15 protein-coding genes are annotated in these 19,953 nt (G+C 38.4%); 13 read left to right on the top strand and 2 right to left on the bottom strand.

The window, feature by feature from the left end:
* Window positions 1-200 precede the first annotated feature (200 nt).
* From WNY98_RS10880 to WNY98_RS10900, 5 genes are all read left to right on the top strand, one after another.
* A complete protein-coding gene (locus WNY98_RS10880) occupies window positions 201-1,868 on the top strand; it encodes a methyl-accepting chemotaxis protein (RefSeq protein ID WP_342877898.1) in 1,668 nt (555 codons plus the stop codon).
* A 151-nt stretch (window positions 1,869-2,019) separates the two neighbouring features.
* A complete protein-coding gene (locus WNY98_RS10885) occupies window positions 2,020-2,508 on the top strand; it encodes a MarR family transcriptional regulator (RefSeq protein ID WP_342877899.1) in 489 nt (162 codons plus the stop codon).
* A gap of 133 nt (window positions 2,509-2,641) precedes the next feature.
* Entirely contained in the window at window positions 2,642-3,391 is a 750-nt protein-coding gene (locus WNY98_RS10890; RefSeq protein ID WP_294122314.1) for a serine/threonine protein kinase, read from the top strand.
* 313 nt (window positions 3,392-3,704) lie between these two features.
* Window positions 3,705-5,057: a magnesium transporter gene (locus WNY98_RS10895; RefSeq protein WP_342877900.1), complete on the top strand. Its 1,353-nt coding sequence runs from the start codon at window positions 3,705-3,707 to the stop codon at window positions 5,055-5,057.
* A gap of 55 nt (window positions 5,058-5,112) precedes the next feature.
* A complete protein-coding gene (locus tag WNY98_RS10900) occupies window positions 5,113-6,174 on the top strand; it encodes a CNNM domain-containing protein (RefSeq protein WP_076925166.1) in 1,062 nt (353 codons plus the stop codon).
* A 32-nt stretch (window positions 6,175-6,206) separates the two neighbouring features.
* Here WNY98_RS10900 and WNY98_RS10905 read toward each other — a convergent pair whose 3' ends face one another.
* The gene (locus tag WNY98_RS10905) at window positions 6,207-6,812 is read right to left on the bottom strand and encodes a TIGR04211 family SH3 domain-containing protein (RefSeq protein WP_342877901.1); all 606 of its coding nucleotides are present in this window, start codon (window positions 6,810-6,812) and stop codon (window positions 6,207-6,209) included.
* 213 nt (window positions 6,813-7,025) lie between these two features.
* On the opposite strand from WNY98_RS10905, the gene WNY98_RS10910 reads away from it, so the two are divergent.
* From WNY98_RS10910 to WNY98_RS10925, 4 genes are all read left to right on the top strand, one after another.
* Complete coding sequence (locus WNY98_RS10910) at window positions 7,026-8,549, top strand: CYTH domain-containing protein (RefSeq protein WP_342877902.1); 1,524 nt, start codon at window positions 7,026-7,028, stop codon at window positions 8,547-8,549.
* Window positions 8,550-9,215 carry an START domain-containing protein gene (locus WNY98_RS10915; RefSeq protein ID WP_342877903.1) on the top strand — a complete coding sequence of 222 codons (666 nt, stop codon included), beginning with the start codon at window positions 8,550-8,552 and terminating at the stop codon, window positions 9,213-9,215.
* 87 nt (window positions 9,216-9,302) lie between these two features.
* Window positions 9,303-10,112 (top strand): phosphate/phosphite/phosphonate ABC transporter substrate-binding protein, encoded by an 810-nt coding sequence (locus WNY98_RS10920; RefSeq protein ID WP_294123082.1) that lies wholly within the window; start codon window positions 9,303-9,305, stop codon window positions 10,110-10,112.
* The gene (locus WNY98_RS10925; RefSeq protein WP_342877904.1) at window positions 10,099-12,330 is read left to right on the top strand and encodes an ATP-binding protein; all 2,232 of its coding nucleotides are present in this window, start codon (window positions 10,099-10,101) and stop codon (window positions 12,328-12,330) included. Before WNY98_RS10920 ends, WNY98_RS10925 begins: the two co-directional genes overlap by 14 nt.
* Window positions 12,331-12,371: 41 nt before the next feature.
* Here the strand turns inward: WNY98_RS10925 and WNY98_RS10930 are convergent, their stop codons facing one another.
* Window positions 12,372-13,889: a carboxypeptidase gene (locus WNY98_RS10930; RefSeq protein WP_342877905.1), complete on the bottom strand. Its 1,518-nt coding sequence runs from the start codon at window positions 13,887-13,889 to the stop codon at window positions 12,372-12,374.
* 364 nt (window positions 13,890-14,253) lie between these two features.
* Here WNY98_RS10930 and WNY98_RS10935 point away from each other — a divergent pair, with 364 nt between their 5' ends.
* The 4 genes from WNY98_RS10935 (at window position 14,254) to mrcB (ending at window position 19,767) form a co-directional block, all read left to right on the top strand.
* Window positions 14,254-15,477 (top strand): response regulator, encoded by a 1,224-nt coding sequence (locus WNY98_RS10935; RefSeq protein WP_024598298.1) that lies wholly within the window; start codon window positions 14,254-14,256, stop codon window positions 15,475-15,477.
* Between the two features lie 219 nt (window positions 15,478-15,696).
* Window positions 15,697-16,035, top strand: coding sequence for a P-II family nitrogen regulator (locus WNY98_RS10940; RefSeq protein WP_004587162.1), 339 nt, complete (start codon window positions 15,697-15,699; stop codon window positions 16,033-16,035).
* A 9-nt stretch (window positions 16,036-16,044) separates the two neighbouring features.
* Window positions 16,045-17,274: an ammonium transporter gene (locus tag WNY98_RS10945; RefSeq protein WP_024598297.1), complete on the top strand. Its 1,230-nt coding sequence runs from the start codon at window positions 16,045-16,047 to the stop codon at window positions 17,272-17,274.
* Window positions 17,275-17,424: 150 nt separating this feature from the next.
* A complete protein-coding gene (gene mrcB, locus WNY98_RS10950) occupies window positions 17,425-19,767 on the top strand; it encodes a penicillin-binding protein 1B (protein ID WP_197185383.1) in 2,343 nt (780 codons plus the stop codon).
* Window positions 19,768-19,953: the final 186 nt, after the last annotated feature.

Here is a 19,953-nt window from a genome sequence, read left to right on the forward strand (position 1 = left end):
TACGAAGGTCTCAGTGTTTTTAGTGTCAAAATACCTACCTTGCGACTATAATATTCGCTAATTGAACATGGTATGAGTTTACTCCCACTAATTTTGTTTTTATTACTATGCTTTTAAACCCCAATAAAACGATGTAAATAGTCGTAATTTAATTTTTGGCTATTGTCGCTATATGTGCATTTATAAACCCCGGAGAAACAATGAGTAATTTAAGCTTGAAAAACAAACTTTTGTTGTTAGCTATATTGCCCTTAATGCTACTTTTGATTAGCTTGATGCTGAGCTCTTATTATTTAGAGAATAAAAATCAGCAACAAAATTTTGAAGCATTTCAAACTAAACTAATAAGTGACAAACAAACGTTGCTAAGCACCGAGGTGGAAATTGCCAGTAAAATTGTTCGCTATCAAATAGCAAATGGCTCTGAGCAAGATGCTAAAAATGCTTTAAGAGACTTAACGTTTGGTCAAGGTGGTTACTTTTTTATATACGACACAAATGGCGTTAGTGTTTTTCATGCATTATTAGGTGATGCTATTGAAGGGCAAAACAAAATAGGAATGACTGACCCTAACGGTAAAAAAATCATAGTGGGTTTACTAGATCAGGCTCGAAATGGCGGCGGCGCTTTTAACTATCATTTTCAAAAACCAAATACCACAGGCTTAGTTGAAAAGATGGGCTATGCAGCAATGATCCCAGGAACAAACTGGATGATTGGTACTGGCGCATATATGGATGATATAGACGCTGAACTACTTAAATACCAAACGGCAATGCAAGAGCACATGAATGATAAGGTAATGACCTTGTTGCTAATTGCTTTGTTTTGGGTTGTGTTAACAATTATATGTGCGTTAGTTGCTGCAAATACAATGGTAAAACCAATACAACGCATGGCGCAAAGCCTTGACGACATTGCAAAGGGTGAGGGCGATTTAACCAAACGTTTAGATATTGATACTAACGATGAAATAGGCCAACTTGGCGAAGCATTTAATATGTTTGTAAGTAAACTTCACGGCATTATTGCCAATGTGGTTGATGTAACACACGATGTAAAAACAGCCTCTAGTGATATAAATACACAAACACGATTAATTGAAGACAAGCTACTTAATCACAATCATGAAACAGACCTTGTTGCGACGGCAATTACCGAAATGTCGGCTACTTCTCATGAGGTGGCTCAAAATACGAATCAAGTAGCAGAGTCAACCCAAGCGGCAACGCAAGAAGTTGCTAAAGCGCAAGAGTGTGTTGATATTTCACTCAGTGAAGTATCTAACTTAATGGGCGAGATAAACTTAGCCGCTAAACAAGTTGATTCACTAAGTGATCAATCTAAAAAAATTAATAGCGTATTAAGTGTAATAGGCGGAATAGCCGAACAAACAAACTTACTTGCACTCAATGCTGCAATAGAGGCTGCGCGAGCGGGCGAGCAAGGCCGAGGATTTGCAGTTGTTGCTGATGAAGTAAGAAGTTTAGCTAGTCGTACTCAAGTTAGTACGCTAGAGATTAGTGAAATGTTGAGTGAGCTGCATAATTTAGTATCAGATGCCGTGGCCGCAATGCAAGCGAGTCAAAATAGCTGTAATCGCTCTGTTGAATCGTCTCGTGCTATTTCAGAAAGTTTAGGTGCAGTAACAAGTTCGGTTAGATCAATTAACGATATGAGTACGCAAATTGCAACGGCAGCCCTGGAGCAAAGTAGTGTTACAGAAGAAATAAATCGTAATGTATTTGCCATTCAAGAAATAGTTAATGAGTTAACTATTTCAAGTAAAACCACGTCTACTGTTGGTCAGCATTTAGCGGCGCGTGGTGAAAACTTAGGCCAGCTTGTTGGCCAGTTTAAAATTTAGCGAAATTTTAAACTATATAAAATAAAGCCGCAGACTGCGGCTTTATTTTTTGGCTTAGTTTTAGCTGCTTAATTTTTATAAAAATTATTGAATTTTTTGTATGTGCTAAGGTCTATCTGCATGCAAATATATCTACTATAGTGAAATAGCCATGCAAAATATGCCATCAATTAAACACTGCACTCGAGAAGAGTTAGCGCCAGAGCAAGACTTGGGGCGTTTAGTGTCTTTTTTACGTTCGAGATTAGCCACTCATGTCGATGCTAAATTACTCCCTATGGATTTAACGTCAGCGCAATATATTGTGGTAGTACTACTTGCGAGAGAGTCGGTTAATACGCTTGCAGGACTTTGCGAGTATATGGTTTATGATCGTGGCGCTATGAGCCGTTTACTAAACCGACTTGAAGAAAAAGGGCTCATTATTAAAACACAATGTGAGCTTGATAAGCGCTCAACTATTTTGTGTTTAAGTGAAAAGGGTAAAGTCCTTTGTCCAGAAATAATGCCAGTAGTAAATGAAGTATATGCTCAAGCATTAAGTGGTTTTTCAGAACCTGAAAAAAACCAAATAATAGACTTACTCTTCAAAGCTATAAATAACCTCGATTCATTACCCGAAGTAGCCCCTCACAAATAGATTATCAATAAAATAGCGATACTGTTTCAATAGAAAGTTAGCGTGCAAATTAGCTGATCTGATTGTGCGTAGAATCTAACTTTGATAATATAGTTGCCTAGGCAATCAGTGTTATCATCTTGTTAGGTTTGTTATGATTGAAAATAATTTGTTAGTACAATTACAGCAGCAATATCCAGAACATACTTTTATGCAACATCACTTAAGTGTTGTTCATAAGGGGCGTTTTGCTAACGCGATTGTGTATCGATATAAAGATGATGAATTTGATTTAATCGTAAAAGATTTTAGCCAAAGCCCGTGGCTTATTCGCAAAACATTTGCGCGACTATCTGTAAATCAAGAATATAAAGGATTGAGCCGATTAGCTGAGCTTGACGCAGTTGCTAATCGCTTTTGTAGGTTATCGCCGATAGCTGTGGCTTATAACTATATTGAAGGCACGCCACTGCGTTCTTTAATTCATGAAGACAAAACTCTACCTGTTAACTTTTTTAGTGAGCTTGAGCGTCAAGTAGCAAAAATGCACCGCAAAGGCATCGTACATTTAGATTTGCGTAATATGGGTAATATTTTATGTGGTGCAGACGGTAAGCCTTATTTTATCGACTTTCAGTCAACCATTAGCTTTTCACGTTTTCCGCGCTGGTTGCAACGCTTTATGCGAGGGTCTGACATGTCAGGTGTATATAAAGCATGGAATAAATTGGGCGAGCAACCTTTGCCACAATCTAAGCAAGACTATTTAGAGCGCTTTAATCACGTGCGTAAACGCTGGATTTTTAAAGGTTACCCAATACAGCGTGGCTATGCCTGGGGCGCTGCACTTATTACTCAATTTGTAGATTCTGATTTAGTACGAAATATTACCGATAGACTTTAATTTAAAGCACAAACCGTAATTTAAAAACACCTAATTCATTGTGTGATTTTGCCCATATTAGCCTGGCTAATATGGGATTTTTTTTATTATAAGTAATCCCTTTGGTTTGCTTACTTGTCGTTTAATCTCTTAAAAATAATTCCTTTTACTGTTTTTTTAATTTTTTAAAATAAATATTAGTACTGCATTTAGTTTGCCCATACAATGCGCAAAAATAGCATGCGCATGCTTAATAAGTTCACGTTTTTTCTGCAATTTTTTATTGTTCAAGTAAACTGTGAGTAATGTACGCTTTTAAATTTAAGGTTTTAAGATGATTGAGTATCCGGTAGACCAACTTCCACAACTCATAAATGATTTATTGCAATGCGATACAACAGAACGTAAAAATAAATTATTAGCAGATGCGCAGTTGACGCTTTCTACAGAGCACCTGTCATTACTTTTTGAGGCGATACCAAAAGAACAGCGACTTGAAATTTGGCAGTTACTTGACGAAGACACGCAACACGAAATTTTTGTTAATTTAAGTGACGACAGTTGTCTGTGGTTACTGCAAACACTAGAAGACACTGAGGCTTTTAAGCTTCTTGATGAAGTGAATGTAGAAGAGTTACTGGAACTTGAAGAAGTTATACCAGAGCGATTTGTTGAGTATGCAAAAAGGCAACTCGATGAAGCGCAAACCAAACAATACGACTTAGCGCAGCAATACCCGCCAGAGCAGCTTGGTCACTGGTTAGGTTTTGACTTTTTAAAAGTATCAGAGAAGCTAACCGCCGGTGGCGCTAAAAAATTGCTACATAAAGGTTTACCGCAATACAGTGAAGTTATTTATTTAGTAAGCCGTAAGGGCAGCTTAATAGGTGAGGTTGCGGTAAATGATTTAATAAAAGCCAGCGACACCGATAACTTAATGACATTGGCAAATCATGACTTTTCATCGCTCCATGCTGATGATGATTTATATGAAGCAGCAGAAGTGGTTATCCACAGTGAAAAAATGGCATTGCCAGTGGTTAACGCAGATAATAAATTACTCGGACGATTAACCATTGCCTCAGCGTATGAATTACGCCAAGAAATTGCTGATGAAGCTGCCGCTAAAGCCGGTGGTTTACGTGAAGACGAAGACCTGTTCGCAAGTGTGCGAAAAAGTGCTAAAAACCGTGGTATATGGTTAGGTATTAACTTAGCTACTGCCTTTTTAGCGTCTTGGTTCATCGGTTTATTTGGCGCAACTATAGAGCAGGTTGTAGCACTAGCTGTATTAATGCCAGTTGTTGCTTCTATGGGGGGTATTGCAGGTAGTCAAACATTAACCGTTATTGTGCGTGGTTTAGCGCTTGGACAGGTTACAGACTCAAACCGTAATGCATTACTAAAAAAAGAGCTACGTGTTGGCGCTGTAAATGGCTTGGTATGGGCGTTTGTAATAGGTCTGCTTACATTCTTATGGTTTAATGATTTAATGCTCAGCATTACAATAACGGTAGCCATTTTATTGAATTTAGTCGCGGCGTCACTAGCAGGTGTTGTTATTCCGTCTATTTTAGACAAAATGAAAATTGATCCTGCGTTATCTGGCTCGGTAATTTTAACTACTGTTACTGATATTGTTGGGTTTGTTACCTTTTTAGGTTTAGGCAGTTTACTGCTTTTATAAGCCTTATACCAATTCGCTTAATTAAGCGGATTGGTATTACTTACAGGAAAATACAATGACCTTTGAAGTCATGATTTGGTGTGCAATTGCTTTGTGTATTTCACAATCGGCAATATTTTCGGGCTTAAACTTAGCGTTTTTTTCGCTAAGCAGACTCCAGCTCGAAATGGAAAGCACAAAAGGGAACGAAGCTGCCATAAAAGTGATGGCACTTCGAAACGACTCTAACTTTTTATTATCGACTATTTTATGGGGTAACGTAGGTATAAACGTACTGCTTACGCTACTTTCTGATTCTGTTTTAATGGGCGCTAGTTCGTTTTTATTCTCAACTATCGCGATTACTATTATTGGTGAAATTACGCCGCAAGCTTATTTTTCGCGTAATGCACTTAAAATGGCGAGCCTACTTTCACCACTCATTAAGTTTTATCAAATTCTGTTTTATATAGTTGCTAAGCCAACGGCTTTAATACTTGATGCATGGCTAGGTAAAGAAGGGATTACGTACTTTGCTGAAAGTGAGCTCAGAGGTATTATTCGCAAACACATAGAAGCGGAAGAGGCTGATGTTCAGCACGTTGAGGGAATTGGCGCACTTAACTTTTTTAGTTTAGATGAAATAAGCGTAACCAAAGAAGGGGAGATAATTGACCCAGACTCTATTATTTCTTTGCCGACTAAGCTTGATTTACCTATTTTCCCAGACCTTACATTAACGACTGATAATGAGTTTTTACGAAAACTACATAAGTCAGGTTATAACTGGGTGATCATTACCAATGAAGACGGTTGGCCTTTATTAGTGGTAGATGCTGACGGCTTTTTACGTTCAGCCTTGTTTGAACCAGAGTCGTTCGACCCTTATCATTATTGTCATAGACCTATTATTGTTGCTGATGAAGCGATGCGCCTGAGTGAAGTTATTTTAAAAATACGGGCTAGTCATTCTTTAGATAAATCGTTTGATGGGGCCATTGATCACGATGTGGTGTTAGTGTGGAGTGATGTGAAGCGCATTATTACCGGCGCTGATATATTTGGTCGGTTACTCAAAGGTATGAGTGCACCAAAACTCGAACTGCATGAAAATACAGAGAATAAAAAGCCGCTATAAAGCGGCTTTTTTGTATTCAATAGAAAGGAGGGTTATGCCCAACCTTCGTAGCGCTTACGACGCGACAACACTATCGTTAATATAATACCTAAAAATAGGCCTAAAAACGCAATAGCACCACCGTAAGTGAGTAGCTGGCGTTTCTCTTTTGAGCTAGCAGCTTCTTTTTGGGTGCGCTCTTGTTCTAGCGTTGTTTTAAGCTTAGTAATTTGGGCCGATAACTGCAGGTTTTGATCAGTTAAAGTTTGGTTTTGCTCTTGTAGCTGCGGAAGTTCTATTTGAGCTTGGCGCAGGTTTTCTTGCATAGTGCTCATTTCGCTACTTAGTGTTTTGTACTGTTGGTGTAAGCCTGCTGTTTTGGTAACAAACTTAGTTTCTATCCAACCTTCACGGTCTTTATCATCTTTAATTTTTATAAAGCCGTTTTCTTCAGCAGATAACAAGGTTAACTTTGTTCCAGCATCTACAGAGCCGAGTAGTCGATAATTTTTACTCGCACCAGATCGCATAAAAGTATATAGATTATCGATAATATAAGCGGTGTTTGCATTAGTTGAACTTGCAGGTTGTGCTTCTTGTGCATAACTCATAAATGTGGCGGCTGTTAAAAGTAGCCCTAATAAACAATGTTTTAGCATTTATCTACCTTGTTGATCTAGCTGTGTCCGTTATGAACGTGGTTTTATTTTACATAAGTAGTTAGATAGTATGGATTATATAGCTCAATAGCAAGACTGATATTGTAACTCGCCCCTGATATGACAAGAGAAATAAGACTAAAAAATTTGCATTGTTAAGGCGCTTTGTTTATTTTGAGCACTTATTTATTTTAAAGGTAATCCGCAAACCGAATGGATACTGAGATAGAACTGAAATTTTTGGTATCAGATGCCGTTATTCCACTGATCCCCTCATTAATTACTCAATTTGCAAAAACGGTGAAGAATAAACCGTCACGCAGTTTACAAAATGCATACTACGACACGCCAAGTCGAGAGCTAAGAGCGCTTGATATAGGCTTTAGAACGCGTTGTTCTGATAGCGAATGCGAGCAAACTATAAAGCTTGCAGGTGAAGTTGTAGGTGGCCTACACCAACGCCCTGAGTACAATTTACCAATTGAATCAAGCCGCCCTAATTTAATGGCGTTTGATGCTGATATTTGGCCTCATGGCATGCAAGTAAGCGCCATTTCAAAAAACTTGTATCCAATATTTAGTACTAACTTTATTCGTCGTACTTGGTTAATTGAAACCGAAAGTGGCGCTAAAATTGAAGTCGTACTCGATAAAGGTGAAATTGCGGCTTCGGGTAAAATTGAAATTATTAGCGAGCTTGAAATTGAGCTTGTTGAGGGCAGTCGTAATGAGTTGTTTGCGTTTGCAGATGTACTGGTTAGCCAAAACTGTATTCGTTTAGGATTATACTCTAAGGCTGCGCGTGGTTATCGCCTTGCTGATGAAAAACCTTTAACACCAAGCAAATCTATTGGTTTTGTTCAATTACCAAAGTCGACTACCCAAGAACGTGCTTTAGTTGAAGCCATGAATTTTGGCATTCGCTTTGTGCAAAAGCACGAGCAATGCTATTTCGATAAGCCAAGTTTAAAAACGCTTAAACGCGTAACTGATGGCATTAGCCTAATACGCCATACTTTTTGGTTGTATGACGATATAGTATCCAAAGAAAGTACAGAGCATTTACGTACAGAGCTTAAATGGTTATTAAGTGAATTAGCGTGGGTAGAAAACGCGATTCAATTAAAAACGTACACGTCTAAACGCCATGCTTTTTATAAAAAAATTAATGCAGCTCCAGCACTTACTCAAGTCATTGGTGATTTAAAAGAGTTACAGCCAAGCATTGACGATATAAATGCACTGTTTCATAGTGCGCGTTATAATCGTTTGTTACTGTCGTTAACTACGTGGTTAATTGATAAACAGTGGCGTAAAGATTGGGGGCAAATAGAGCTTCAAGCGGCTGAGCAAAACGTGTCGTCGATTGCGAGTAGGCTTTTTAATAAAGACTGGAAAAACCTGCACGAATTACTCCCTAAAGAACAAACACTCGATGTCGCTTCGTATTTAAACCTGCGCACTCAACTTGAAAATAGTTTACTGAGCGGTAACTGCTTAGGATCGTTATTTGATAAAGAAGAACGCCTAGAGTTTAGGTTGCCTTGGCTTGATATTTCTCATGGTATTTATGAGTTAAGTACGCTTGAATATTTAAAGCAGCTATGTGCAGGGCAAGAAGACGAACAGCTTGCTAAAATCCAATCATGGCTTGAGCAAAAGTCTGAATATTTGGTGAGTGCCATGGAGCAAAGTCGCCTTGCTTCATTTGATATAGAACCTTACTGGCAAAAATAAATGATGCACTTTTGTAATAAAATTCAGTTGCAAAAGTGCTTATTCGTTATTCTTTTATTAGTTAGTTTTAACACTTACGCTGAGCCAACATGGCATTTGTATAAAAACAAAAATGGCGTAAGTGTGTATTATCAAAGCCACAGTGATAATACCTTTGAAGTGAAAGCGCAGATGAGCGTGAAAGGTGTATCCACCAATGAGTTTTTAGAGTTACTTAGCGATACCGATGCCGCACCCCAATGGCTCGAAAATGTATCTCAGGTAGAGGTTATTCAGCACATAAGCCCATCAGAAAATTTAGTGTACAGTTATTTTAATTCTCCTTGGCCTGTTAGAGATAGAGATAGCATTACTCATTCTTGTTATTCACAGTTAACTGCAAATAAAAGCCAATTGCTTGTTAATGCGCGCCCTAATGAGCTGCCCCAAAATGATGGTGTTATAAGAATTACTACTTTAAATGCACGCTGGCTACTCAGTGAGGACAAAGGCCGCCTTGATATTGAATACCAAGTATATGCTTTGCCTGATGGGGCAATACCTACTTGGCTAAGCAATAAGGTTGGATTGAAAAGTACTTACAACACATTTATGAATTTGCACCAAATGCTCACACATAAAAAATACACTCCAAAACTACCTGTAATCAAAGCCGGTCAGTGCTAAATATCGAATATATAATAATTTTATGGTGTGTTGAGTAGTCTTTAACTACGCTTAAGCAATAATGACACGCTATTAATTGGAGAATTGATGAAGTATTTAGTGGCTATATTATGTTTGATGCACAGCTCATTCTTATTGGCTCAAGAATATACCTTTGGTGTAGTGCCGCAATATGAGCCGCAAAAGCTAAATGCTATTTGGCAACCTTTGTTAAAGCAAGTAAGTAAGCAAACAGGGGTAACAATAAAGCTAATTACAGTTGAATCTATTCCGGTATTTGAAAAAGCCTTTGCTGAAGGCGAGTACGACTTTGCATACATGAACCCATGGCATAGTGTTGTAGCGTACGAAAAACAGGGATATTTACCACTAATAAAAGATGCAGGGCGTAAGCTGCAAGGTATTTTGCTCGTAAATAAAAATAGTAATATTGATAATTTAAGCCAACTAGAGGGCGCCGAAATAGCATTCCCTGCTCCTAATGCATTAGGGGCATCATTATTAATGAGAGCTGATTTAGCACTGTTATACGGGCTTACAATAAAGCCTGTATATGTTCAAACTCATCCATCGGTATATTTAAATGTAGCGCTGCACTCAACAATGGCGGGTGGTGGTGTAATGGGCACATTTAAACAGCAACCAGAAAGCTTACAAAATAAGCTTAAAATTCTTTATAAAACGCGTGAAATTAGTCGCCATCCAATTGTAGCCCACCCTAGGGTTGATCCTGCAATACAGTTAAAAGTGCAACAAGCTATTTTAGATATTGGGCAAAGCCCAGAGCATAAACATTTACTTGCAGGTATCCCAATTATTAAACCTAGTATTGCAACTTTAGCAGAGTATCAGCAGTTGACTCAGTGGGGCTTGCGCTCATTTTATGTTGAAAATTAGAGGGTTTCGTAGTCTAAGGGCACAAAGCTTTATTGTTGTATTGCTTTGCGGCTTGCTTATGGCCTGTCTTTTTATGTTTTACGCCTTACCTGAGCAAGCGCGTTGGGTAAACGATGGGCTTTCAAAGGCTGCACAGCGTTCTTTAGCGCAGTTATCGACTTCTATAACGACTCCATTGTTAACTAGGCAGTATGCAGAGCTGTATGAAGAAATAGACAGCCAACTACAAACTCGCCCTAATTGGAAAAGTATTAAAATTGTTGATGTGGATTCAAATAACCAATTATACCCGCTTGAAAACTGGGTTGGAGCAAATGAAAATGGTGACATGCTGTTATCTCAGCAGGTGGTATTTTTAGATAAACCGCTGGCTAATATTAGCTTGGTTGTTAATTTTACGAATGAAATAAACGAATCTTCAAAACTTCATTACACCCTAATATATATACAATTTATTATTTTAGTTATCGTTTTTATAGGTTTAGCTTGGCTGGTGGATTACAGGGTTACGTCGCCTTTGAGGACGTTAAAACAGGGGTTTTCACGTTTAGCCAAAGGTGACTTTGATTGCCATATAGATAAGCAACAACAAAATGAAGTAGGCAGCGTAATAAGTGCATTTAATAACATGGTTGATGAGGTTGCTAATAACCATCAAAAATTAAATGTATTACGAATTCAGGCTGAGTCAGCAAGTAAAGCAAAGTCAGATTTTATGGCCAGTATGAGCCACGAATTAAGAACCCCGTTAAATGCAATTTTAGGCTTAGCCCAATTGTATGGATATGATGAAAGTGCTAATAAAATACAAAAAGAAAACGCGAAAAGCATTTATCAAGCTGGAGAACATTTACTATTACTCATAGACGATGTACTTGATTTGACCGCTATTGAGTCGGGTAATATGCAGTTTAGTTTTTCTTATGTGCCTATTAAAAGCATATTAGAGGAGTCAGTAGAACTCGTCACTGAGCTTGTTAAAGGGCACTCAATAACACTGCAAACCCAGGGTTTAGAGTCCTTAGAAGGGTTGAGAGTTTATATTGACCAGCGCCGCTTTAAACAAGTGATGCTTAACTTGCTTTCAAATGCGATTAAATACAACAAACCAAATGGCAGCATTAATATAAATTGCCGAGTGTTAAGTAATAAACAATGCGAAATAGATGTAACAGACACCGGATGTGGATTTGCTCCAGATGATATTTCTCGCTTATTTAAACCTTTTGACCGTTTAGGAGCTGAAACCAGTAAAGTAAATGGCACGGGTATTGGTTTAGTGATAACTAAGCAACTGGTAGAGCGCATGCAGGGTTCTTTAAGCGCGCAAAGTGAGCAGCACAAAGGTTCTTGTTTTACACTAAACTTTAACAGCTTTGATGAAGCTGACTTGCCAGCACAAGTGCAATCTCCTCAAATAACACTGCAAAGCATAGATACAGTAACTCTTCCTACGCTTGAGGTTTTAGTTGCAGAAGATCAGGTTACAAATCAGCAAGTATTAAAACAGCAATTAACCATGCTTGGAGTGTGTTCTACTTTTGTAAGTAATGGCGAACAAGCTTGGGAAAGTCTGCAAAATAAACACTTTGATATTTTACTAACCGATATTCAAATGCCTTTACTCGATGGGTTAGGGTTAGCTAAAAAAATACGCGAAAACACCCGTTTTGATAAACTGATCATAATTGCAATTACTGCCAATATTACCAAAAACAATATAGATAATTGTTACAGTTGTGGAATGAATGGCTTTTTAACCAAACCCATTGAGCTTGTTAAGTTAAAGTCGCTATTAATGGAGCACTCTCAAACAATAGTTAATACATGTTCCGAAAAATCAGATGCTGAAAATATAGCTTTAGATAGTTTTGATCAACTCGATATTACGCTGCTAAAAGCAATGCTTGGTGATGATCCTACTGTGCACTGCATGGTGTTTAATGCGTTTTTACAAACGGCAGGGGAGCAAATTAAATTAGCTAATGCGTATGCTAAGAGTAAAAATTATGTTGATTTAGCTTTTCAGGCCCATGCCTTAAAGTCGTCTTCAAAGTCGGTTGGGGCTATTAGACTGGCTGAGATATGCCAGCAGATCGAAACGTATGCAGAAAATGAATCTATTGATGACAATGAAATGCAAAGCCTCGAGTTCTGCTTTAACGATGTAGTAACACAACTTAAAAGCTATTGTTTACGATATGAAAAACGCACATAAAAAATGGCTCCTAAAGAGCCATTCTTTATGTTTTAAATACTTTAGTATTTAGCCGCTTCCCCTTCCTTAGGTAAAGCGTCTTGTATAAAGTCACGTAAATCGTTGTTAGAGCTTTCTAAGTCAGCGTGGCGAAGGTACATCATATGCCCACTTCTGTAGCCTTTAAAGCTCAAACGGTCTTTCATTTTACCGCTTGGGTCTAATTGCCATAACGTATATTTAGCGTCAAAGTAATTGGTTGCACCATCAAAGTATCCTGATTGAATCATCACGTTTAAGTAAGGGTTTTGCGCCATAGCTAAACGTAGATTTTCGCCCGTATTATTACCGGTTCTATCCCATGGGTGAACATTACCAAATAAATTATATTTTACATCCGTTTTATAGTTTAGCTCTTCACGCAAGTAGTGATTAATTGCAGGAGTGAAAGAGTGTAACCAAGAGGTAAGTTCAGCCCAGTAGTCTGGGGATTCACCCGCGTCTCTTTTATCCATTCCTAAATAACGAGAATCTAAGCGCCCCACAGTTTGACCGCGATCACGCAGTAGCTCTTTCCAGAAAAATTGAGTTGGAACATCTAAGTTATTTTGTTCAACAAATTTTTCTGATAAGCCAGCGTAGTGCGCCATTTTTGTAATAATTCGACGTTTTTCTTCAGCATTAATAAAGCCACCCTTAGCAAGCGCTGGGATTAACTCGTTTACAGTAAACTCTTCAACTTCAGGTAATAACTCGTCTAGGTCTTTAGCTTGTAAATCGGCTTTAAGTGCTTTGTGATACCAAGCAGTGGCTGCAAAGTAAGGTAAGCGGTTAGCGGCTTTAATCGGACCATCGCGTTTAATACCAATATCGGTAGGGGATACTAGTACAACACCGTTTATGTACATCCATTGACTATTTTGAAGCTCATGAGCAAGACCTGACACGCGTGTTGTACCGTAGCTTTCACCTATTAAAAACTTAGGCGAGCGCCAGCGCTCAGCTCTATTTACAAAGGTATTTAACCACTCAGCAAGGTATTTAATATCGGCATTAACACCAAAAAACATTTCTTTTTGTTTTGCTTTAGAAAGGAGTTCGCCTTTTTCGTTTTCAAGTACGCGAGAATAGCCTGTATTTACAGGGTTTACATAAACAATATCGGCAATATCAAGTACAGAATATGGGTTGTCTTTTACCCCGTATGGTTGAATTGGATAGCCTTCGTCATCAATTTTTAATACACGAGGCCCTGTATAAGCAAGGTGCATCCATACCGAAGCCGAACCTGGCCCGCCATTAAAAGAAATAAGTAATGGGCGGGTTGTTCTGTCGTCAACTTTGTCGCGGGTGTAGTAGGTGTATTGCAGTGTAGCAACCGCGTCGCCTTTATCATCCCATACAGGTTGTGTACCTGTAGCAACAGTGTAGTTAAAACGTTGACCGTTGATTTTAGCTTTATGTTGAGTAACAACTTTGCTGTCTACATCAATACGACGTTGGTTATCGGCAAGCGTGCTTGTACTGATTATTAATGCAATAACGGTTATCGGTAAACTGATAATACGACTAAGCTTCATTAGGTATCCTTATTATTGTTGATACACCATTAAAGACATTAATGAGCTAAATAACAAAAGTATTGAGACTAGTGGCCGATAATACTAGTTAAGTAAGTGTTTAATACACATGTAGATGCGTATTAATCACTTCTATAGTTATTTTGGGTTGGGTTTCTTTATTTAGTTAATTACAAAATTCAGGTATATTGCGGGCCTGCTTGTATTGATTTTATATACAAGCTATCACCAAAAAACCTAATGGATTACGCTTTCAAGCACATAAGTGCACTCTACACTGGATGTTTATTGATAAATGCTATTACGGTAATAGCATTGTATTTTTGTTTTATTACAAAATTAATTAAAGGTAAAGAGAAGCTTTATGCAAAGAGTATTAGTGGTTGAAGACAGTAAAGTCGTGCAGCAGGTGCTTCGCCACTTAACGGCACAATACCTCGATGTAGCTGTCGATTTTGCTTGGTCTTTAGCTGAATGCGCGACTTATGTAGAAAAGTACGATTATACGCTTGCCTTAGTTGACTTAACTCTGCCAGATGCTCCGCACGGTGAAGTAGCAAAATATACTTTATCTAAAAAAATTCCTACCGTTGTTTTAACCTCAAAAATAGATGAGTACAAGCGCCAACAAATGCTTGAATTGGGTGTGGTTGATTATGTCATTAAAGATAACCGCGATTCTTACCATTACGCCGTTAAACTCGTTGCGCAATTGCTAAGAAACCAGGGGTGTAAGGCATTAATAGCAGATGACTCATTACTAAGTCGCTCGTTAATGAAGCAAATGCTTGAAAAGCAATTGTTTGATGTAACAGATGCCCATGACGGTCAGCAAGCACTCGAAATATTAAAAGCTAATCCTGATATAAAGCTACTAATGACTGATTACGCTATGCCCTCTATGGATGGTTTTGAGCTGGTTAAAGCTGTGCGTAATTTTAGAGGCCGAGACGATTTAGCAATTATTGGTTTATCGGGCGCTGGGAAACATGGGCTATCAGCGCGATTTATTAAATACGGCGCTAATGACTTTTTAACAAAGCCATTTATGAATGAGGAGTTTCATTGTCGTGTACTTCAAACAATGGAGCAGCTGTCGTTAATTTCAGATATTAAGGAAAGTGCACATAGGGATCATTTAACAGGGCTTCATAACCGACGCTATTTTTATCAATATGCAGAAAAGCTTCTTAAAGGTAAAAATCAAAAAAATACTCTTGCATTGCTTGATATCGATTTTTTCAAAAATATTAATGATACGTTCGGCCATGAAGGCGGCGACCAGGCCTTAAAGCAGGTTGGTTCTTTAATACGATCTACATTTTCAAACTTTACGGTTGCACGCGTTGGCGGAGAAGAGTTTGCCATAATATTACCTGAAATAGAGTTAGAACGCGGTCGCGAATACTTTGAAGCATTCAGGAAAAAGATGGCTAGTTACGATTTTTCTATTAGCGATAAATCGATTAAAATTACCACGAGTATAGGCTTAGCTGACTTTCAAGACACTAGTTTAACGCAGGCAATGCGTGTTGCTGACAAAGCATTATATCAAGCTAAAAGCCAAGGCAGAAACTGTGTGGTATAACCTTTCTTAATAAAGCTAGGTACGCGATAAATATATAGAGATATACCACGCACCAATGTAGCTGACTTGTTAAATTAACGCACCTAATTGGTGCGTTTTTTTTGATCTTGAGTTTGTGTTTTGTATTAACTTGTTGTTTTTAAAAGTATAAAAATAGTGGCACAAAGGTTGGATTGTTTAACCCAATAAGATAACAATAAAGAGTCCGAGGGGGCCGCTATGAAAATGATTAGTGCAATCATAAAACCATTTAAATTAGATGACGTGCGTGAAGCACTCGCTGATTTAGGAATTGAGGGGATGACAGTAGTTGATGTTAAAGGTTTTGGACGTCAACGAGGTCATACTGAGTTATATCGTGGTGCAGAATACCAAGTAGATTTTATTCCTAAGATCAAACTTGAAATTGCAACGCGTACTGAAAATTGTCAACGCGTTGTTGAAGCAATTACTAAAATTGCATCAACAGGTAAAATTGGTGACGGTAAAATTTTCGTGTACGACTTAGATCAAATTGTTCGTATCCGTACTGGCGAACTTGACGAAGAAGCAATTTAAGGGGGTCTCATGGAAAATACAATAATAGAACTAAAGTTTTCACTCGATACCTTCTATTTTTTAATATCAGGTATATTAGTAATGTGGATGGCAGCAGGTTTTGCCATGTTAGAGGCGGGCTTAGTTCGCTCTAAAAACACAGCTGAAATTTTAACTAAAAATGTCGCGCTATATTCAATTGCATGTACGATGTTTTTATTAGTTGGCTACAACATTATGTATGTAGACAATGCCGAAGGTGGTTTCATTCCTTCAATAGGCGCTTTAATTGGTACGCAAGCTGCCGATGCTGACCATTCTTTAGAATCTGACTTTTTCTTCCAAGTAGTATTTGTTGCAACCGCTATGTCGATTGTATCGGGTGCTGTTGCTGAGCGTATGAAACTGTGGGCTTTCCTAGGTTTTGCTGTAGTACTAACTGGTTTTATCTACCCTATTGAAGGTTACTGGACATGGGGTGGTGGTTTCTTATCTGAAATGGGCTTTGTTGATTTTGCAGGTTCTGCAATTGTACATGGCGCAGGCGCAGCAGCTGCATTAGCAGGTGTGTTAATTCTAGGTGCTCGTAAAGGTAAATACGGTAAGAACGGTGAAATATACCCGATTCCAGGTTCAAACTTACCACTTGCTACACTAGGTACATTTATTTTATGGATGGGTTGGTTTGGCTTTAACGGTGGTTCTCAATTACTACTTTCTGATAAAGAAAACGCAACTGCAGTAGGCCAAATATTACTTAATACTAATGCTGCCGCTGCAATGGGTGCTATTGCAGCACTGTTTGTGTGCAAAGTACTTTGGGGTAAATCAGATTTAACCATGGTATTAAATGGTGCGTTAGCTGGCTTAGTTGTTATTACAGCAGACCCTTTATCACCATCACCATTAATGGCATGTCTACTTGGTCTACTTGGTGGTGCACTTGTTATATTTAGTATCATAGCACTTGATAAAGTTAAGATTGACGATCCAGTGGGCGCTATCTCTGTTCACGGTACGTGTGGCGCATTAGGTATTATGTTAGTACCGCTAACAAATGGCGACGCAAGCTTTGTTAATCAGTTAATTGGTCTAGTATGTATTCTTGCCTTTGTATTTGTAGCATCATTTATTGTTTGGACTGTGCTTAACAAAACAATGGGTATACGAGTAACCGAAGAAGAAGAACTAAACGGTATGGATCAACACGATTGTGGTATTGAAGCCTACCCAGAGTTTGTTTCTGTTCGAAATAGCTAATAGTTTATTTAAATAATAGTATGTTTACACAAAGCCCTACTTCGGTAGGGCTTTTTTTGTTTCAGGGAGGGTTAACTTTTCGGATGTTAGGGTATGCCCAATATGCTAAGCTCACACTCGTGAATAACCCTTGGAATAAATTACACTTAAATGGCCGACAATAAAAAAACACCTACCAGTAAACCTGCAACTAAACGTGCAAGTAAATCGTCAAGCACGACAAAAAAAAGCACCTCAAAGGGCAGTAAAAAAACAGTGAAAGCTACTGTTAAACGTTCTTTTATGAGAAAAACATGGTCAGTGTTTTGGAAATTAAGCTTGGCTGTTTTTATTGCAATGGCAATGTACTTCATTTATTTAGATTCAAAAATAACACGTCAATTTGAAGGGAATAAATGGCAGCTCCCTGCGCAAGTGTATGCTCGTTCTATGGCGTTTTATCCGGGGCAATTTTTATCAAGTGAAGAGGTTGTGTTTGAACTTGAGCGTTTAAATTATTCATCTGTTAATAGATTAAGCCGAACAGGGCAATTTGTTAAAACAGCAGATAGCATTAAGATTTATCGTCGTGATTTTGAATTTTATGATGGGCTTGAAGAATCACATATTATTGAACTTCGCTTTGCAGGACAAAAAGTTGCGACTATTAAAGATAAGTTTGGCAGACGTTTAAACACCGCTCGTTTAGAGCCTGTACAAATAGCACGTATTGGTAATGACTCTAAACAAGATAGAGAATTTGTACCACTAGATAAGTTTCCAGCAATGCTAAAAGATACGCTATTGGTCGTTGAAGACCGTGATTTTTACGAACATCATGGTGTATCGGTGTTTTCTATTTTACGCGCGCTTTATTCTAATATTAAAGCGGGGCGCACCGTTCAAGGTGGCAGCACGCTTACTCAGCAATTAGCTAAAAATATTTACCTAACACGCGAGCGTTCTTTAGTACGAAAAATAAATGAGGCCTTTATTGCGCTTATTTTAGATTATCGCTATTCAAAAGATCAGATATTAGAAGCTTACTTAAATGAAGTATACCTAGGTCAGTCATATAACCAAGGTGTGCATGGAATGGGGCTTGCTGCTGATTTTTACTTTTCAAAGCCGGTAGACGAGCTTGAGTACGATCAAATTGCTTTGCTGGTGGCAATGGTTAAAGGTCCATCTTATTACAACCCACGTCGCTATAAAGAGCGTACAATGGAGCGCCGAGACTTAGTGCTTCGCCTTATGGTTGAAAACAAGCTACTTAGTACAAAAGAGTACCGTGCATCGCTTAACCGCCCAATTGATATTGCGCCTATGAAAGCCAGCTTACAAAAATCATACCCTGGGTATTTAGAGCTAGTAAACAGGGAGCTAAATAAATTACTGCCAGATCAGCACACACTTGATGCAGGCGTAAGAGTATTTACTTATTTTGATTTGCAAAAGCAAACTGCAATGGAAGAGTCTGTTGAAAAAAGCTTACCGTACCTAGAAAATCGCCCTAGAACCGAAAATCTAGAAGCGGCCATGATCTCTGTAAATGTAGAAAAGGGCGGTGTATCCGCACTTGTTGCAGGGCGCGATGTTCGTTATTCAGGGTTTAATCGTGTTTTAGATACAAAGCGTAATATCGGCTCGCTGGTAAAACCAGCTGTGTATTTAACCGCCTTGCAATTACCACATTATAATTTAGCTACTTTGCTTGATGACTCGCCAGTACAGGTTACAAATGAGCAGGGAAAAGTGTGGCAACCAGAGAACTTTGATCATCAATACCGTGGTGCAATCCCTCTTTATAAAGCATTTAGTAACAGTATTAATATTCCAGCGGTTAATTTAGGCCTCGATGTAGGTGTTGATAAGGTAGTAAATACACTAAAAGGTTTAGGTGCAACAGGGGCAATAGACGATTACCCATCGTTGCTTTTAGGAGCTGTTGAAATGTCGAGCTTTGAAGTTGCTCAGCTTTATACAACAATTGCTGCAGATGGCGAATATAAAAAGCTCACTGCAATTTCGGCATTAACTGACTCAGTTGGTAAAGTGCTTTATAAACATACAGTAAATGCAGAGCCTCGTTTTGATAAATCTGCAATGTATATGACTAAATACGCAATGAAACGCGTAACGAAAGACGGTACAGCTAAACGATTGAATTTACACTTTCCGTCAATTCAACTAGCTGGTAAAACAGGAACTAGTAACGATTTACGTGATAGTTGGTTCGCAGGCTTTGATCAAAATACAGTGACTGTTGCGTGGCTTGGCCGAGACGACAACAAAAGCACAGGTTTAACAGGCAGCGTAGGCGCATTAGAAGCGTATATTCGTTACTTAAAGCCACTTAACCCACAAGCAATAGCAGATACTCGTCCACCATCAATACGCTGGGCATTTGTAAATGAGCAAACGGGTAAGCAGGCACCACCAGGTTGTGGCAAGGTGATTCAGCTTCCGCTTAGAGCGAGTGAGTTTGAGCCAAGACCACAATGTATTCGTTAATTTGAGATTACTTTAAACAACAAAGCCGCTTATTTAGCGGCTTTGTTGTTTAAAGTATAGTTAGCGTAATTATACCAATCCGTAATAATACTTAATCAATTTGAGGGGTTAAATCTGACGTTAACTACGTTAAAAATTTCTGATATACAACTGCATGGATGCAGGAGGTAGAGCAATGCAGGAGCA

Origin of the sequence: Pseudoalteromonas sp. AS71, from assembly GCF_038900275.1 — a bacterium.
GTDB lineage: Bacteria > Pseudomonadota > Gammaproteobacteria > Enterobacterales > Alteromonadaceae > Pseudoalteromonas.

Bases quoted from the DNA above. Each gene is read 5' to 3' on its own strand.
- WNY98_RS10930 (WP_342877905.1), bottom strand. From the start codon at position 13,889: ATGAAGCTTAGTCGTATTATCAGTTTACCGATAACCGTTATTGCATTA.
- mrcB (WP_197185383.1), top strand. From the start codon at position 17,425: ATGGCCGACAATAAAAAAACACCTACCAGTAAACCTGCAACTAAACGT.
- WNY98_RS10880 (WP_342877898.1), top strand. From the start codon at position 201: ATGAGTAATTTAAGCTTGAAAAACAAACTTTTGTTGTTAGCTATATTG.
- WNY98_RS10915 (WP_342877903.1), top strand. From the start codon at position 8,550: ATGATGCACTTTTGTAATAAAATTCAGTTGCAAAAGTGCTTATTCGTT.
- WNY98_RS10890 (WP_294122314.1), top strand. From the start codon at position 2,642: ATGATTGAAAATAATTTGTTAGTACAATTACAGCAGCAATATCCAGAA.
- WNY98_RS10920 (WP_294123082.1), top strand. From the start codon at position 9,303: ATGAAGTATTTAGTGGCTATATTATGTTTGATGCACAGCTCATTCTTA.
- WNY98_RS10940 (WP_004587162.1), top strand. From the start codon at position 15,697: ATGAAAATGATTAGTGCAATCATAAAACCATTTAAATTAGATGACGTG.
- WNY98_RS10910 (WP_342877902.1), top strand. From the start codon at position 7,026: ATGGATACTGAGATAGAACTGAAATTTTTGGTATCAGATGCCGTTATT.
- WNY98_RS10925 (WP_342877904.1), top strand. From the start codon at position 10,099: ATGTTGAAAATTAGAGGGTTTCGTAGTCTAAGGGCACAAAGCTTTATT.
- WNY98_RS10885 (WP_342877899.1), top strand. From the start codon at position 2,020: ATGCAAAATATGCCATCAATTAAACACTGCACTCGAGAAGAGTTAGCG.
- WNY98_RS10900 (WP_076925166.1), top strand. From the start codon at position 5,113: ATGACCTTTGAAGTCATGATTTGGTGTGCAATTGCTTTGTGTATTTCA.
- WNY98_RS10935 (WP_024598298.1), top strand. From the start codon at position 14,254: ATGCAAAGAGTATTAGTGGTTGAAGACAGTAAAGTCGTGCAGCAGGTG.
- WNY98_RS10905 (WP_342877901.1), bottom strand. From the start codon at position 6,812: ATGCTAAAACATTGTTTATTAGGGCTACTTTTAACAGCCGCCACATTT.
- WNY98_RS10895 (WP_342877900.1), top strand. From the start codon at position 3,705: ATGATTGAGTATCCGGTAGACCAACTTCCACAACTCATAAATGATTTA.
- WNY98_RS10945 (WP_024598297.1), top strand. From the start codon at position 16,045: ATGGAAAATACAATAATAGAACTAAAGTTTTCACTCGATACCTTCTAT.